General features: G+C 50.1%; 17 protein-coding genes. 3 read left to right on the plus strand and 14 right to left on the minus strand.

What is annotated here, in order from left to right:
• From BXO87_RS07540 to BXO87_RS07600, 13 genes are all read right to left on the minus strand, one after another.
• On the minus strand, positions 1-648 hold the full coding sequence (locus BXO87_RS07540; protein WP_038459936.1) for an acetyltransferase: 648 nt from the start codon (positions 646-648) through the stop codon (positions 1-3).
• Entirely contained in the window at positions 645-1,253 is a 609-nt protein-coding gene (locus tag BXO87_RS07545) for a sugar transferase (protein ID WP_038459938.1), read from the minus strand. The genes BXO87_RS07540 and BXO87_RS07545 overlap by 4 nt, the downstream gene beginning before the upstream one ends.
• Positions 1,250-2,767, minus strand: a complete 1,518-nt coding sequence (locus tag BXO87_RS07550) for an MATE family efflux transporter (protein ID WP_038459940.1) — start codon at positions 2,765-2,767, stop codon at positions 1,250-1,252. The genes BXO87_RS07545 and BXO87_RS07550 overlap by 4 nt, the downstream gene beginning before the upstream one ends.
• Positions 2,764-3,798 carry a glycosyltransferase gene (locus tag BXO87_RS07555; RefSeq protein WP_038459942.1) on the minus strand — a complete coding sequence of 345 codons (1,035 nt, stop codon included), beginning with the start codon at positions 3,796-3,798 and terminating at the stop codon, positions 2,764-2,766. Before BXO87_RS07555 ends, BXO87_RS07550 begins: the two co-directional genes overlap by 4 nt.
• Entirely contained in the window at positions 3,795-4,871 is a 1,077-nt protein-coding gene (locus BXO87_RS07560; RefSeq protein WP_038459944.1) for a polysaccharide pyruvyl transferase family protein, read from the minus strand. The genes BXO87_RS07555 and BXO87_RS07560 overlap by 4 nt, the downstream gene beginning before the upstream one ends.
• Positions 4,872-4,875: 4 nt before the next feature.
• Positions 4,876-5,913, minus strand: coding sequence for a glycosyltransferase family 2 protein (locus BXO87_RS07565; protein WP_038459946.1), 1,038 nt, complete (start codon positions 5,911-5,913; stop codon positions 4,876-4,878).
• An 18-nt stretch (positions 5,914-5,931) separates the two neighbouring features.
• Positions 5,932-7,035: an EpsG family protein gene (locus BXO87_RS07570; protein WP_076851291.1), complete on the minus strand. Its 1,104-nt coding sequence runs from the start codon at positions 7,033-7,035 to the stop codon at positions 5,932-5,934.
• Positions 7,036-7,038: 3 nt separating this feature from the next.
• Entirely contained in the window at positions 7,039-8,175 is a 1,137-nt protein-coding gene (locus BXO87_RS07575) for a glycosyltransferase family 1 protein (RefSeq protein ID WP_003151553.1), read from the minus strand.
• Complete coding sequence (gene epsE / locus BXO87_RS07580; RefSeq protein WP_076851292.1) at positions 8,168-9,010, minus strand: glycosyltransferase EpsE; 843 nt, start codon at positions 9,008-9,010, stop codon at positions 8,168-8,170. The genes BXO87_RS07575 and epsE overlap by 8 nt, the downstream gene beginning before the upstream one ends.
• Positions 9,007-10,146, minus strand: coding sequence for a glycosyltransferase family 4 protein (locus BXO87_RS07585; RefSeq protein WP_038459952.1), 1,140 nt, complete (start codon positions 10,144-10,146; stop codon positions 9,007-9,009). The genes epsE and BXO87_RS07585 overlap by 4 nt, the downstream gene beginning before the upstream one ends.
• A gap of 15 nt (positions 10,147-10,161) precedes the next feature.
• Positions 10,162-11,979 carry a polysaccharide biosynthesis protein gene (locus BXO87_RS07590; protein ID WP_193427908.1) on the minus strand — a complete coding sequence of 606 codons (1,818 nt, stop codon included), beginning with the start codon at positions 11,977-11,979 and terminating at the stop codon, positions 10,162-10,164.
• Between the two features lie 220 nt (positions 11,980-12,199).
• A complete protein-coding gene (locus tag BXO87_RS07595; RefSeq protein ID WP_007407393.1) occupies positions 12,200-12,880 on the minus strand; it encodes a CpsD/CapB family tyrosine-protein kinase in 681 nt (226 codons plus the stop codon).
• 5 nt (positions 12,881-12,885) lie between these two features.
• The gene (locus BXO87_RS07600) at positions 12,886-13,593 is read right to left on the minus strand and encodes a YveK family protein (RefSeq protein ID WP_007613932.1); all 708 of its coding nucleotides are present in this window, start codon (positions 13,591-13,593) and stop codon (positions 12,886-12,888) included.
• A gap of 243 nt (positions 13,594-13,836) precedes the next feature.
• Between BXO87_RS07600 and slrR the strand changes: the two genes are divergently transcribed.
• From slrR to BXO87_RS07615, 3 genes are all read left to right on the plus strand, one after another.
• Entirely contained in the window at positions 13,837-14,292 is a 456-nt protein-coding gene (gene slrR / locus BXO87_RS07605; protein ID WP_007407395.1) for an HTH-type transcriptional regulator SlrR, read from the plus strand.
• 80 nt (positions 14,293-14,372) lie between these two features.
• Entirely contained in the window at positions 14,373-15,821 is a 1,449-nt protein-coding gene (locus BXO87_RS07610) for a carboxylesterase/lipase family protein (RefSeq protein ID WP_038459954.1), read from the plus strand.
• Positions 15,822-15,972: 151 nt separating this feature from the next.
• Complete coding sequence (locus BXO87_RS07615; protein WP_014418938.1) at positions 15,973-16,173, plus strand: hypothetical protein; 201 nt, start codon at positions 15,973-15,975, stop codon at positions 16,171-16,173.
• A gap of 31 nt (positions 16,174-16,204) precedes the next feature.
• On the opposite strand, the gene BXO87_RS07620 is transcribed toward BXO87_RS07615, so the two are convergent.
• Entirely contained in the window at positions 16,205-16,735 is a 531-nt protein-coding gene (locus BXO87_RS07620; protein ID WP_038459956.1) for a dihydrofolate reductase family protein, read from the minus strand.
• Between the last annotated feature and the right edge of the window lie 49 nt (positions 16,736-16,784).

Below are 16,784 nucleotides of genomic sequence, written 5' to 3' on the forward strand. Positions count from 1 at the left end.
TCATCCTTTTTCATTATGGATAGGGGAGATGATGCGGGCCGGAACGCCGACCGCCGTCACATGGCCGGGAATCCGGCTGATGACGGCAGCCCCCGCGCCGATAACGGACCAAGGGCCGATGTCAATCTGCGGTATGACGGACGCGCCGATTCCGATGTGCGTTCCTTCCCCGACTTTCACTCCGCCGGCAAGCGCCGCACGCGGTGAAAGATGGACGTAATCTCCGATTGCATTGTCATGATCGGCAACCGCCCCCGTATTGATGATGCAATGGGCGCCGATGTCAGCGCCCGCCTGAATGACGGCGCCCGCCATCACAACCGTTCCGTGTCCGACGGAAGCCGTTTCACTGACGATCGCTCCGGGGTGAATGAGTGCGGCATAATCGTCATCTTCAAGCCGAAGCGTTTCAGCGAACTGCTTTCTGACGCCGTTGCGGCCGATGCATATCGTGAATACGGCCTCGGGGACGAGTTTCCGAAGCATGTGCACGTCTTTCGTCCGGCCCGTATATAAACCGTTCCGAACGGCAAAACCGCTGAATCCGTCATCCAATATGCCCGCAAGCTCCATATCGGAACGGGCCTGCACGATTTCCTTCACGACTTTTCCGTGTCCGCCGTTTCCGATCAGCACGACCTTTTTCACGATGACATGTCTCCGCTGCCTGTGAAGCGCTTTGCCGTCACATGGCCGGCTTGGTGTATGCCTTCTGACACGAGAACTTTTTTCACTGTTAAAAGCAGAATCTTTAAGTCGAGAAGAAATGTGCGGTTGTCGACGTACCACACGTCGAGCTTGAATTTTTCCTCCCATGAAATCGCGTTTCTCCCGTTAATCTGCGCCCAGCCCGTAATCCCCGGCTTCACCTCGTGCCGCCGCGCCTGCTCCGCCGTGTAAAGCGGCAGATAATCCATCAGCAGAGGGCGGGGGCCGACCAGACTGATATCTCCTTTGAGCACATTAAAAAGCTGGGGAAGCTCATCGATGCTCAGTTTTCTGATCAGCCTTCCCGTTTTGGTCAGACGGAGATGATCCGGAAGCAGCACACCGTTTTCATCACGCGCATCCGTCATCGTTCTGAGTTTATACAACGTAAACGGACGCCCTTTATGCCCCGGTCTCGTCTGTTTGAACAATACCGGAGACCCGATGGCGCATCTGACGGCGGCCATGGCGAAGAGAAGGATAACGCTCGCGCCGCACAATAACAACACCGCGGCCGCTATATCAAATACACGTTTCGCCTTCAAATCTGAACAGCTCCTTTCACTTTTCGGCATTTCTGTAAAGCAAGCCGCCTTTCTTCTCTCGTACAAATGAAGAAAAAAGCGAATGCGGCATAGCTTATGCATACGGCAAGCCCCGCGGCGATCAGGCCGGCCCAGCTGTCAAGCGGTGAAAACAGCCGGATACCCCGGCAGACGGCCCAGGCAAATACGGCCGCCGCCAACGGGCCGAACATGCCTTTGTAAAACGCGGTTTTCTGAAAGCCCGTAATATGCGAAACATACAGCGGCGTGAAGACGGCATTTTTCAAAATGAGGGAGACAGCCCCGGCAATGGTGATGCCGTACAGCCCGAGATGTGCCGGTCCGCTGAGAACCACGGCCAATATGACATTCAGTCCGCCTAAACATAAAGTAACGACGGCGGGCGTTTTTTGTTTATTAAAAGCCGTCCATACGTAAAAAAGCGGCATGACAGAGAGACTGACCGCCAAATACGCGGCGTGAATGTATAAAAGCGGCGCCGTCTGCACAAACGACGGGCCCAGCCAAATCGCCAGAAACGGTTCGGCAAGCCCTCCTAATAATGCGGCGGGAAGCGCGAGCAGAAGCCCGTTCATCCGCACAGCCTTATTGGCGTAAGACAGGAGGCCTTCCATATCGCCTTTTGAATAGTAGGAAGTCAAAACCGGCGCAAACAGTGAAGCAAGCGTCCCGGCAAGACTTCTGAGCAGGAGCGGGAATTGAATAATCGCCGCATAGACACCCGCTTCAGACGGCCCCAGCACAAGGTTGGCCGTCATGAGGTCAATCTGCAGAAACAGCAGCACGCCGATCTGGTTGACAGAGCTCCAGGCACCGGCCGAAAACAGCACTTTGCTCGTTTGTAATGACAAGGTTTTACGGCTGAAAGAAAACCAAGGAATCAATTTCTTAAAGAAGAAAAAAGTCAGCACGGCCGCACAGAAGGCTCCCGCTAATGCCGAAAGCTGGATCTGCCAGATTTTCGGCGGCAGGCACGTAAACAGAGCGAGCACACACAGCACCCTGACCAGCATTTGCACGGCCTGAATGGAACTTGTGATATAAAGCTTGTTGGCAAAAAACGGCCCCGTCGCGAAACCCGCCATAAAAAATGTCAGCATAAACAGCACGCTGCCGATTACGATAGACAGCCTCACATCCGTTAAGAGCCCGGTCGGTACATTCATAATCTTGTCAATAAAAAAAGCCGTCCCGGCGAGCGGCACAGCGAGTAATAGAGATATCACGACAGACGCGGCTAAATAATTGCTTACATACGCATTGGCCTCGTCCCTGTTCCCCCTGTGGGCGGCGACGGAGAAAAACCTCACAACGACAGAGCTCAGCGCAACGGTAATAATAGAGAAATAGTTAATGATATTCTGTGTCAGATGGACAAACCCAAAAGCCTCCACACCTAATGTTTTCACAATAAAGGGCGTCATCCACACTGATAAAAACACCGATAGTAAAAACGCCGTCACATTGGCGCCGAAATTAATGGCAAATTTCATGCTCCTTCCGCACTGCCTTTCTCTTTCGATTTCCGTTCGAAAAACGCATGCAGAAGAAGAGGAAGGCGCATTTTGCACAGGCCGAGCACCACGCGCTCCCCCGCCAGCAGCTGTTTATGCCGGCATGGCGTGCTGCGCACCGCCGTTTTTACCATGTCATACGTTAAGATTCTGCCGATGTGCGCCGTAATCTGATGTGACGGCTGCGGGGCGGCGCATGCGTTGGCGATCAGCATCGGAATCTGATGCTTGCACAAATATGTATTGATATCGCTCCGGCAGGCGTCCGTCAGCCCGTTTTCCTCATAAAAAGCCATTTTCGCTTTATATTGCTTTTGCAGTTCGTGATCTAAGTGGGGCTTAAACGGTGTTTCTGTAAGACTTTGCGGATTTTCCCGGTAGATATACAGCCCTTCGTCTATCACTTTGATACGCGCGGCTTGGCGGAACGCTGCCAAATTAAACGGAGAGTCTTCGGCAAACCGGATATCTTCATGGAACAACAGCCCTTGCAATGATTCTCGCCGGTATATATAGCGCCACACATACCAAATAAACCGATGTTCGTGCGCACGGGTCAGCAATGCAGTCATTTCATCCGCTGTGAAGACGCGACCCGGCGGAAGGGACGGCGGCATATATGTTCTTTTCTTAGACGGCGTTTCCTTATAATAGCCGCATCCGGCGATATCCAGCCGGTTCTTCTCCGCTTCTTCATAAAGCCGCTCGAACATCGTTTCCGTCACATAGTCATCGCCGTCCGCAAAACCGATATAACGGCCGCGGGCGGCTTTTATTCCGGCATTGCGGGCCGAGCTGAGGCCGCCGTTTTCTTTATGAATCACCCGGATTCTCGCATCTTCTGCGGCGAATTGTTCAGCAATCCGGCCTGACCGATCCGGTGAACCGTCATTGACGAAAATGATTTCGATGTCTCTCAGCGTCTGTTTTGTTAAAGAAACCGCGCATTTTTTCATAAAAGGCTCTGTCTTATACATCGGCACGATCACGCTCACAAGCGGCGCGGTCATTGGGCATCACCGCTGATTTTCGAGCGCAGCCCGGCAAAATAAACACTGCGCAAAGAACCGCCTTCCTCATGCTTGCCGCTGAGCAGCCGGTTTACGGCGGCCGTTACGGCTTCAGGGTCTGGACGTTCAAGCAATGTCATGTTCGGTATGTTTTTCAGCCATTGATAGCCTTCCATCACCTTATGATCAAACGAACGAATGACGACACAAGGCGTTTTCGTCAGCGCACAAAAAATCATCCCGTGAAGCCTGTCAGTGACGACGGCTTCCGCGCCTTTCAGCGTATTCCAAAGCGCCTCCAGCTCCTTTTCACGTGTATGGCGGCTGACCCTCCGGCCGACCGTCGTGGTAAAGGAATGCAGCTCGCCGTACTCTTTTGCCAAAGCTTCTTTTACCATCGTTCTGTCCTCAGCCGTCAGCGCACTCTCCTTATCCTCCCGTAAACAGAGGTAGATCCCTTCCCGCGGGATGTGCCGCTCGCTTTTATCCAAATATAAGACCATGTCAGGCTGTTTGAGCACTGTTTTTCCGGGAAAATGACGCTTCATCCATTGATACGTCGTCTCATCTCTCGCCATTAACAAAAGGTCGGGATGCGCATTGTACACTTTTCGGGCGCGCTTCAGTTCCTTCCGTCCCTTTTTTGATTCAGAAAAGTGAGCCGTCGCCGGAAGCTGAACGATCCGATATTCCCGAAATGTTTTGATAATAAAGCGGCGCGTCCATTCCTCATACCGGTACAAATCCCCCATGTTCCCGCCGCCGATGATGAATACCATATCATCGGGGTGGCGCTTTTTGATCAGCGCTTTTGCCGATCTGTATATATCCTTCATATCCACTTCGACAATGTCAAAATCGGGATATTCCCGTTCAAGAAACGTTTTGCTTGCGTAGGCGATGGCGTGATCGCCGAGATTATCGTGGGACGGGAGCAGCGTCAGAATGATCTTTTTTCTTGCCGCTGTAAGCCCCGCCCCATCCGCTGCCGTTCCGAAATGAAATTGGGACGGGTATTTGACCTTAAGCAACAGCCATTCCGCGAGATTGATTTTTAAAGATTGTATCGACATGTCTTCACCCTCTGATTTTCATTTTGTACTCGATTGCCCCCTGATACGCGGCTGATGCCAGCGACACGAACGGAATCAGCTTCAGCTTCGCCAAAAGCAGAAGGCATGAGCGTTTGGCGTCAAACGGCGCCGTTCCCGTTTTGGAAAGGCTCAGGCGAAACACGGGATCAGCGCATATCCGGCTGATATTCTTCCACTTCTCAGAAAACCGGCCGCTATTATTCCGCTTCCATTCATTCAGCAGGCAGACTGTTCCGTGCTGAACGATGAAAAAATCCAGCTCCTGCCGGTATTCCTGTAAGCAGCCGTTTTCACGCAAAAAAGCCTCGTTCAGCCGATAGAGAACGAGACCTGAGTCAAACAGCTTTTTCTGATAGCTTTGCACAATGGAAGTCAAGTGAATCCGATAATGATAGAGCGGCTGATCCACGTACGAGACCGCACCTGCGAAAACATGCGCCCGGAGGCTGAAGTACTGATCCTCCACGTGCTCCAGCTCATCACGAAGCGGAAAGCGCAGCTGATGATGCTCGATCATGGTTCTTTTGTACAGCTTGTTCCATGAAAAACCGCTGACTCTTCCTTCAAATAAATCTTTCAGGTACAGTTGTTTCGGGCGGCCCTCGTACGCTGAAGCGATCGTTGAAACGGCGGTTTTCCCCGTATCCGCAAACTCGGCCGCATATTCGCAAATCACGAGATCAGCCTGATCAGCCTTCGCTTTTTCATACATGCGCAGGCAATAATCAGGTTCAACCCAGTCGTCCGCATCAATAAAAGCGATAAATTCGCCGCGCGCCGCCTCGATTCCCCTGTTGCGGACGGCTCCGAGCCCCCGGTTTTGCTGATGAATGACCCTGATTCTCTCATCCCGCTTCTGATAGGTTTCAAGAATGGCCGGGCTTTGATCCGTTGACCCGTCATTAACGGCCACGATTTCGATATTGGCGAGCGACTGATTGAGCAATGAATCTAAGCATCTTTCTAAATAAGTTTCCGTATTATACACAGCAATTAATAAACTGACCGCGGGTGTTTCCATATAAACCTCCAGTGTCCATTACCGGGAAAAAATCGTTCTGTACGGAAGCACAGACGAATCGACCGGCATAAGCAAGTAACTGTAAAGAAAATAACAGACAATAATGGCGATATAAATCAGCGCATTTGATTTTTCATCAAAAACCCTCACAAAATAAGGGATCAGGATCATTTGGTACAGGCCGAAATATATATTAAACCGGGCAAAAATAACATCCTTTGTCGCCAAAAGACCGAAGAGCAGGCCGAGCAGACAGAAATTCACGATGACATCAATGTCAGGCCAGAGCTTCCGCAGCCGCTCCCGATAGCAGAAAGCCAAAAACAGCGGCAGAAGCAGCACCGCGATTTTCACGACGTTCATTCCGTTCGTATTGGTCATCAGCCATTTCTCATAATGGCCGTACGAGCTGTTTTCCAGCACGACGACAAACAGCGAAATGAACTTCTGATACAGGAACGTCATAAGAAGAAACAATGCCGACAGTCCGAAAATCGCGGGCGACCATGCTCTTTTTCTGACGAGAAAATAAACCGGAATCATAATCAGCGCTGAGGAATGAAAAAGCGAACACAGCAGCACGATTGACATATAACGCTTCCAGCTTCCGCTGATCACGTAGCGGACGGCCCAAAACAAAACGGCCGCCACCATATACTGCCTGATCCCGTTAAAGGAAGCGTAATAGTGATACGTGCCCAAAAACAAAAATACACTCAGCTCAAACGGACGGCCGAACTCAACGAGCCCCTTTAAAATAAAGCTGCACGTCACGACCGCCACGGTGAAATACATGATTTGCGGATCTTTCGTGATAAAATTCATGAGCCAGATGAGAGCCGTAAACCCCGGATCAACGGCTGCTTTTTTCGCTCCGAACCCGAAGATCTCCCAAATGCTTCCGTAATTTCCCGCCAGCTTGTACATCAGCGCGTACGTCTGAAAATCCGTCCCGACTCTGTAGCGCAAACCGGAGACCAATACCAGCGATAGCAGCGGAACGAGCATGACGAGCTGATTCGGCCGGTATCCGGTCGAAAGCGATTGATCACGCCCGCCGCACATTTTCGCGAACCATGACCAAATATAAACAATTCCCATATTGACTACATATACAATCATTCGTTACTGTTCCTTTTTCCAATTCATATTGTAAAGCTTCATAACAGCCCCCGCATTTTCCCCCGCGTCATATCCCAGCCGCCTGAGGGTTTCTTTAATACGCGCTCCGTCAGGCTTTGCCGCCTCTGCTGCCCGTAAAACCGCGGATGCCCATTGTCCCGGCGGTTCTTTGAGGCTGAGCCTTTTGACCAGCCCGAGCCCGGCATCGGCTTCTTCCGTTATGCCGTCTGATATCACGCACGGCACCCCGGAGGCCTGCGCTTCAACGAGCGTGACGGGCAGCCCTTCATAAAGAGACGGCATGACAAATACATCCAGCGTTTTCAGCAGATCATGAACGCGGTCTTCTATACCGATAAAACGCACATCATCATCAAGCCCCAGCTTCGCCGCCAGATTTTCCATATCGGTGCGAAGCGGACCGTCTCCGGCGAGAATCAGCTGTAAGCCGATGCCCCGCTCTTTCATATCAGCGGCCAGCCGGAGCAGAAATTCGTGGTTTTTTTCTTCTGTAAAGCGGCCGATATGGCCGATCACCAAACGGCCGTCTGCAATGCCCCGCTTCCTTTTTTCAGCTTCTGTATCCGCGCACCCGCCGGCAAATAAGTCGAGATCAATGCCGTTCGGCAAAAGATGCACGTCTTTTTCTTTCCCGAATAAGAAACGGCCCGCCTCTTTTCCGCAGGCGCACAGTGCCGTGGCGTTTGCCGTGATCAGCCGTCTGAACACAAACAGCTGCATCCCGGCAAGCCGCGACGCCCGCCCCCGCCACGACGTACTGTGCGAATGGCAGATCCGCACCGGGACGCCGGCTAAACGAGCGGCAAGCGCGATAAATCCCGACTGAAAATCGGTATGGGCGTGCACGGCGGCAAACGGGCCTTTTTCCTGAATCACCCGCTTGACCTGTTTTACAAATGTAATCGGGTTTGTGCTGCCGATGCTCGGCACATAAAAAAGCCGTCCGCCGAGAGCGAGAATTTCCTCGTCATAAGCGCACGGATCGTTCCTATGGGTTAAAAAATCAAACTGCACCTTCGTTCTGTCCATCTTCCGGTACAAATTCATCATCATCGTTTCTGCGCCGCCCCTGTTCATCCCGCTGAAGATGTGCAGCACCCGCATCGGTTTGTCAATCATGTTCGGCAAGCCCTTCTTTTTGGCGGATGTCCCTGTTTTTATGATAACGGTTCATGACCGCGGGCGGCGTAATGGCGCGGATGAGCGGTTTTGCGATATACGCGTAATGGGAAATCGGCAGCTTCAGCCGTCTGCATGCCTGAAAAACGAGGACCGCATTATCAATGGAATACGTAAACGATCTCCTTTTAAACGCATCACTGTCCTCTCTGACTTTATACAGCGTTTCTTGGAGATTGTACCCCCGGAAACCCGCTTCAAAAAAGCGCAGCCACAAATCGATATCCTCCATCCGCCGCGTCCGCCTGACTGACCGGTAGCCGCCAAGCGCTTTGTACGCTTCAGCCCGCATCATAATGGTGCCGTGGCAGAACGGTGTGCCTTTCGCCATAATTCCCGGTTTCGGCACGGGCGGCAAAAGGCGGGCGCCCCTTACACCGAATTCGTCAAATACGAGCATCCCCGTGCCTACGACTTGATAGTGGGCGTGCTTGTTTAAGAAAGCGGCCTGTTTTTCCAGTCTCCTCGGGTTGGAGATGTCATCACCGTCCTGCCTGGCGATATAATCCCCCGTTGCGTATGTCAGACAGCGGTTCAGCGAAGCGGCAAGCCGTTGATTTGTCTTATTTTGAATCAGCGTGATCCGGTCGCCGTAATGATCCGCGTAACGGCGCGCAATCTGATACGTTCCGTCAGTTGACGCGTCATCACACATAATCAGTTCCCAATTCTTATAAGATTGGCTTAGGATGGATTCAATACTCTCCGCTAAAGTCTCTTCGCAATTATAAATTCCCATGATGACGGAAATTTTCGGTTGTGCTCCTGCATTCATACGCTTTTCTCCTTTTTATCCATATAACCGGCGTAAATGTGCGCCATTTCCTTTACCGTACGTGTTTCTGAAAAACATTCCGCCGTGCTGCGCCCTTTTTGTCCCATTGCTTTTCGCAGACCCGGGGAGCGGTACAGCTTTTCAATTCGATCGGCAAACGCCGCGCTGTCCCCGGCCGGCACGAGAAAACCGTTCACGCCGTCTTCGATGATCTCACGGTGCCCCCTGTTGTCCGCGGCAACGGCCGGCTTTTCGGCAGCCATTCCTTCAAGCAGATTCATGCCGAGTCCTTCGCGGATGCTTGAGGCGACAGACAGATCGGCAAGCTGAATCAGTTCATGAATATCGCGGCAAAAACCGTAAAACCGCACCATGTCGGATACACCGAGTGATTCAGCCTTTTTTCTGTACGGCGCTTCCATCGCGCCTTCTCCGGCAAATACGAGTTTCAGCTCCGGAATGCGGTTCTTCAGCAATGCCGCAGCCTCAATGAGAAGTCCCTGGTTTTTATTGCCGTTTAATTCAGCGGGATAAACGAGAATAAATTCCCCGGCGCCGAAGCCGTGTTTTTCTCTCAGACGTTCACTCTCTTCCCGGCTCACAGGGCGAAACCTGTCTGTATTCACCCCGATGCCGTGTATTTTTTTCGCGCCGCAAGCTGTTTTTTTCATTTGTTTGGCCCGTTCGTAATCCTCTTCATTAATCGTAATCAGACAATCCGTATAAGAAGAGAGAAATTTTTCGATCGGGTAATAAAGAAGCCAGTTTTTCAGGGGCGCTCCGTCGCAGAAGTGAAAGCCGTGCGCGGTGTACAGCACCTTTGTCCCTTTTTGGCGCGCTTGTCTCGCCGCAAGGCGTGCGAGCACGCCGCCGACCGGCGTATGACAGTGAATCATGTCGTAGCCGTTGTCCTGAATGAGCCGTTTCAGCCGCCTGTAAACAGAAAGATTTTCGGGATGAAACGGCGAGCGCCGGATCGGAATGGAAAACTTTTCATCAACGAACGGAAGATTCATATTGCCGCCTGCCGCGACGTGCACTTCCCAGCCCATATCCTGAAACCATTGAAAATACGGAAGATGAAAGGCTTTAAAATGATAATCGACAGTGGCGCAGAATAATACTTTTTTCGTCATCTTTCTGTCCTCCCATCACACGCCTGCGGCCGCTTCTTCATGTACTGATTCGATCGCCTCAAACAGCCTTTTTCTCAGCTCTTCTTCAGGCAGACGGCTGAATTCCTCCATAAAACGGATGAGCACGGCCCAATTCCCGTCCACCGCTTTCCCGATATGGATTTTCGGAAAAATCTGCTCCGTATGTACTTCATTATGATTCAGCAATTCTTCATACATCTTTTCTCCCGGACGGATGCCGGAGAATTCGATGGGAATCTGTTCTGTCGTATAGCCTGATAAATGAATCAGGTTTTTGGCCAGATCGACGATTTTGACGGGTTCTCCCATATCCAGAACGAAAATCTGCCGCCCTTTTGCAAGCGCCCCCGCCTGAATGACGAGTCTTGACGCTTCGGGAATCGTCATAAAATATCTTGTCATTGCCGGGTGCGTGACGGTGACGGGTCCGCCTTTTTCAATCTGCTTTTTGAAAATCGGAATGACGCTGCCGCGGCTACCGAGCACATTTCCGAAACGGACGGCGGCGAATTTGGTGCGGCTGACCTTTCCGAGGTTCATGATGACCATTTCCGCAAACCGTTTCGTCGCGCCCATGACATTGGCCGGATTGACCGCTTTGTCAGAAGAAATCAGCACGAATGTTTCCGTTCCGCACATATCGGCGGCTTCGGCGACATTTTTCGTGCCGATAATGTTGTTTTTAACGGCTTCTTCCGGATTATGTTCCATTAACGGCACATGTTTGTGGGCAGCCGCATGATAGACGACGTGCGGCTCGTATTTTTTCATCAAGGTAAAGATTTTATCTCTGTCCTGAATATCGGCGATCTCCGCGTGAAAGAGCACCTCTTTGCCGAAGCGTGCGGACAGCTCGGTATGTACAGAATGAATGCTGTTTTCTCCGTGGCCGAGAAGGACGATTTCCTGCGGAAGAAACGCGCTGATCTGGCGGCAGATTTCAGAACCGATTGAGCCGCCGGCGCCCGTGACCAGAATCGTTTTTCCCTTGATGCTGTCAGAAATTTTGCTCGTATCAAGGGTGACCGGCTTTCTGCCGAGCAGATCTTCGGCTTTTACATCTCTGATGTGTCCGGCAGCCTGCGTTCCGAGCAGGATCTCGTCAAATTGCGGCATGATTTTAATATGGGCGCCCGTCTGCACACATTCTTTGTATAATGTCTGAAGCTCATGAGTGCAAAGAGACGGAATGGCAATGATGATATGGTGAATTCTCAGCCTCTGCACCGCCGGCATAATGCTTTCTTTTCCGCCGATGACGGGCAGGCCCATGATTTCGAGCTTATGCTTCGTCTGATCATCATCAATAAAAGCCACAGGCATGATTCCGAGATCGTTTTTCTGGGTAAGCTGACGGACGAGCAGCGTCCCCCCCGAACCTGCGCCGATGATCAGCGCCCTGGAAGAGTCATTTTGCTTCCTGCCGATCGTTTCTTTCAGCACCCGTGAAATCATCCGGCTTCCTCCGATGAACAATAGCTGAACCATCCAGCTGACGGCCAACAGCCGGAACAAAATCGTGTGGAACACCCCGTATTGGACGGCCGCCGTTACGGCTGCTGACAGCGTGATCCCCTTTATCAAGGCAAGCAGCTCGCCTATTCCCGTGTACGTCCATACCTGCTTATACTGGTGAAACATAAAAGCGCATACATGATGGCTGATCAGCATGCTCACGGCAGTCAGCAGCAACGCTCCGGAGTCATAAAAGTGATAAGAATCCTCAAAAAATTGATATCCTATAACAACGGAAAGTAAAACGAGATACGTATCCAATGCAAAAATCATTGAAAGTCTTCTCCGGTAAGTCAATCTTTCCCCTCCTCATTTATCGGTTTAGCTGATACGGTTTTCGTAAAAACAGACATAACAGCTAAGCCGATAACAATGCATCATCTTAAGATAAATTGGGCATTTAACCCGTCCTCACACCCCGCCACCGACGACCAGCATCTAAGGCAGCGAAAAACGCCGCCCACAGCAGAGCCGAGTGCCTCCGTTGATAAAGATAAGGAGACATCACCTGCACCGCTCAATACGAGTAGTGCTCCGTTTTTTTGATTTTCTTTTTATTCAGCAGCGCCCCCAAAAGCTTTGCCTTTGACTGCTGAAGCGCGTCTCTCGCCTTTTGGACGGTATCCATTTTCGTTTTTCCGCTCAAGACGACGAGAACGCTTCCATCTGTCTGGTTCGCTAAAATCTGTCCGTCCGCTACCGCCAAAAGCGGAGGTGAATCGAAAATAACCAGACTGTACCGACTGTACATCTCCTGAATCAGCTCTCCCATCGCCTTTGAAGATAAAAGCTCAGCCGGATTCGGCGGCGTCGGCCCGCTCGTTAAGACATAGAGGTTGTCAATCAGCGTTTTTTGCACCGTTTCGCCGAGGGAAGCGTTTCCGACCAACACATTTGTCAGGCCTTGTACATTTTCAAGCTGATAGGTCTCGTGTATCGTCGGTTTTCGTAAATCCGCATCGACGAGCAGCACCTTTTTTTCCTGCTGCGCAAATACCGCGGCAAGGTTGGCGGCGCTGAATGATTTTCCTTCTCCCGGAACGGAAGAAGTGACGAGAATAGAGCGCAAATGGGTCTGAACAGAGGAGAACTCAATATTTGTCCGAATGGTGCGGTATTGTTCAGCCACCAATGATTTGTGATGTAAAACGGATATTTGAGCCAGTCCCCTTCTTGATTTCTTTTTTCTGAATCCCAAACGCCTCACTCCCCGAAATGTTTTTCATCAGACCGTGTCTGCTGATTTTTGATGTCATACACAACCCCTAAAACAGGCAAGTCTGTTTTTTCGCTGAGCTGCCGCTCGCTTTTAACGGTTTCATCAAGAAAGTGGAGAAAAAACGCAAGCGTCACACCCGCCATGAGAGCCGCACCGAACGCCATCATGATATTTCGGATGCGCGAAGGCTTGACCATCGGGCTTTCCGAGGCTTTTGCCTCAGACAAAACAATGACGCCTTTTATATTCATCCTGTCACGGACTTCTTTTTTAAATGTCTTCATCAGCGTGTTCGCTATAGCGGCGGCCTGTTTCGGATTCTCGTCCTGCACCGCTACGGTAATGATCTCTGAATCGGTTTCGCTGCTTGTCGTGATCTTTGCTTTTAAAGCGGATGCCGTCTCAGAAAGATGCAGCGTCTGCTTCACTTTCTCAAGCACAACCGGGCTTTTCATTATCGTTTGAAACGTATTGTTGTAATGAAGATTCAGCTGAACGTCGCTGAGATTCGAATTTTTTTCACCGCTTGTTTCATGAATGAGCACTTGGGTCGATGACTGATAAACGGGCGAAATCACCCGGAATTGGATGTATCCCGTCACCAGCGTTACAACTGCTGTCATGATAAAAATCAGTAAAAGTCTGTGTTTAATAATGTCAAATAATTCTTTAAAACTCATATTCTCATTCATGTAATTACAGCCTCATCCTTATTGCATCAGGCTTAAACGCCCCCTTCTGTTAATGATTGGATTATAAAAGAAAAGGTCGAAATTTGAAAATTTCAAATTAAGCCATTTGGTTCTTTTTAGAGAACATTATCATGATTTTCCTCTTATTTACTGCACTTACCTTATAATTTTAAATTTTATAAAGAACGAAAGATTTCTTATAATGAACAAAAAAAGCCAGTATACAGGGGAGAATTCAGCACAATGATTGGAAGAATAATTCGTTTATACCGCAGAAGAAAAGGCTACTCTATTAATCAGCTAGCAGTTGAAGCAGGTGTCTCTAAATCTTATTTAAGCAAGATAGAACGGGGGGTTCACTCAAATCCGTCCATCCAATTTCTGAAAAAAGTATCCGCCACCCTGCAGGTCGATCTGACGGAGCTTTTTGATGCCGAAACGATGCTGCATCACATGGGAGACACGGAAGATGAGTGGCGCATCCACCTTGTGCAGGCCGTGCAGTCGGGCATGCCGAAAGAAGAACTGTTCACCTTTACGAACAAACTGACTGAAAAACGCCCGGAGCCCGCACCCTACCGCAACAGAAAACTGACTGAATCCAACATTGAGGAATGGAAAGCGCTGATGCAGGAAGCCAAAGAACTCGGCTTGTCCGTTCAGGAAGTCAGATCATTTTTAGAACGGAAGCGTTACTGATGATATGCTGATGAAAAGGCTTTTATTCGCTTCATGTCTTCATCTCTGTTTATAATGAAAAGAAAAAAGGGGATGAAATGATGACAAAACTTACCGTTCAAACCCGCTCCGGCGCACTGAAAGGAACTGCCGGCCGCGGTACCCGCACATGGAAGGGCATACCGTACGCGAAGCCGCCCGTCGGAGAGCTCAGATTTAAAGCGCCGGAGCCGCCCGCACCTTGGGATGGCGTAAAACATGCCGACTCGTTCGGGCCGATTTGTCCGCAGCCGGATGATATGCTGTCTATATCGTTTTCCGGAGATATACCGGCTCAATCTGAAGATTGCCTTCACCTCAATGTTTTCGCCCCCGATTCAGAGGGCGAAAAAAAGCCTGTCATGGTATGGATACACGGCGGGGCATTTTATTTAGGTGCCGGAAGCGAACCGCTTTACGACGGATCTGCCCTTGCCGCTGACGGAGATGTCATTGTAGTGACACTCAATTACAGGCTCGGACCGTTAGGCTTTTTACATTTATCTTCTATTCATGACGCGTATTCCGCCAATATCGGGCTGCTCGATCAGATCGCCGCGCTGCGCTGGGTGAGGGACAATATCTCCGAATTTGGAGGAGACCCGGATAACGTCACGATATTTGGTGAATCGGCAGGCGGCATGAGCATCGCCTCCCTTATGGCAATGCCTGACGCAAAAGGCCTGTTTCATAAAGCCATTTTAGAAAGCGGCGCCTCTCATACGATCCCGGCGGACATGGCAAAAGACATCGCGGCGGCATTTATTCATGAAGCCGGCACTGATCAATTGCAGGAGCTTTCCGTTAATGACCTGCTTAAGACTGCGGATAAAGTGCGGCGCTCACTAGATCAAAACATTTTTCAGCTTTTGTTTCAGCCCGCCATCGATCCGGCCACATTGCCTGCGGAACCGGTGAAAGCCATAGCAGACGGGGCCGCAGAAGGCATACCTATGATCATCGGAACCAATCGTGATGAAGCATATTTGTTTTTCACCCCTGATACAGACATTCATTCCGAGAAAAAGCAGCAAGATTATTTGCATTATCACCTCGGAGAGAACTGCACCGAGCAAGCGGCAGATTTATATCCGCATTCATTAAAGGGACAAATCGATATGATGACGGATCTGATTTTCTGGCGGCCGGCTGTCGCTTTCGCACAAGGACAGTCGCAGCACGCACCGGTCTGGATGTACCGCTTTGATTGGCATGGCGAAACACCGCCGTTTCATAAAGCCGTTCACGCTCTGGAATTGCCGTTTGTGTTCGGAAACTTTGATTCTTTGAGAAAGACGCTGCAAGAACCGCTCGGTGATGACGCAGAACAGCTTTCCAAACAAATCCAATCCGCATGGCTCGCTTTTGCAAAAACCGGAAACCCGAACACCTCTCACTTCAATTGGCCTGAATATGAAACCGATTCACGCGAAACTTTGCTTTTCAACACGGATACCGCTGTCGAAAGTGATCCCGATTCAGCAAAACGCCGCATCCTGTTTCAAGCATAAAAAACGCCAAGGGAGCCGGCTCCCTTGGCGTTTCGTTTTCATCTTACTTCAGACATCAGTCAGTTTCGCAGTATATTCATTTCCACATTACCCCTTATATGTTATATTCCAACCTAATACGTTAACCAAACATTCATAAAGGAGTTTTTATATGGAGAAATCAAGTATTATCGGCACAGCTGCCGTTATAATCGGGGCGCTTATGACCTTAGTTTCATTTATCTTCCTGCGCGACACTGATTTCTATGCTGTGAGGTGGATAGGGGTTGTTATCATGGTTGCAGGATTTTCATGCGGGCCGGCCCACACCATTTCAAAACATAAAAACAAACATGAAAAAGAAACCCGGTAACCTTTCCTGGGTTTCTTTCATACACTTCATTTTATCTCACTTCATAATGCAACTCCGCAAATTGCTTATAGCGCCTGACATCAGTCAGCTTCAGCCCTGTCTCCCGGTCTCCGGGTTTGAACAAAGAAATTCCGCGGCCGAGCAGAACGGGGGCGATCTGAATGATAAACTCATCGACAAGTTTTTCCTCCAAAACCGGGTGCAGCAGATCACTCCCGCCGACAATCCAAATCCGCTTGCCGTCTCGGCGTTTCAATGCTTTTATAAAATCGGCAGGCTCTTCATGAATAAACCGCACATGTTCAGTACGCCCGGTCAATGTCCGCGAAAACACATAGCATTCTTTACCTTTGTACGGAAATTCCTCAGGCAATAAAACCAATATTTCCTCGTATGTTTTTCTGCCCATGATGATCGTATCGACAGATTCATAGAAAGCTTCATAATCGGTGCCGTCTTCACCTTCAGTTCCGATTAACCAATCTAAAGAATGATTTTCCCGCGCAAGATAGCCATCTGCGCTGACAGCTCCGTAAAAAACGAGTTTTCTTTGACCGCTCATAAAAATCCCTCCCCCTTTTTTATTATACCTTGAACATACGGATGAAATG

The sequence above is a fragment of the Bacillus sp. GZB genome (genome assembly GCF_001975995.1).
Classification (GTDB): domain Bacteria; phylum Bacillota; class Bacilli; order Bacillales; family Bacillaceae; genus Bacillus; species Bacillus velezensis.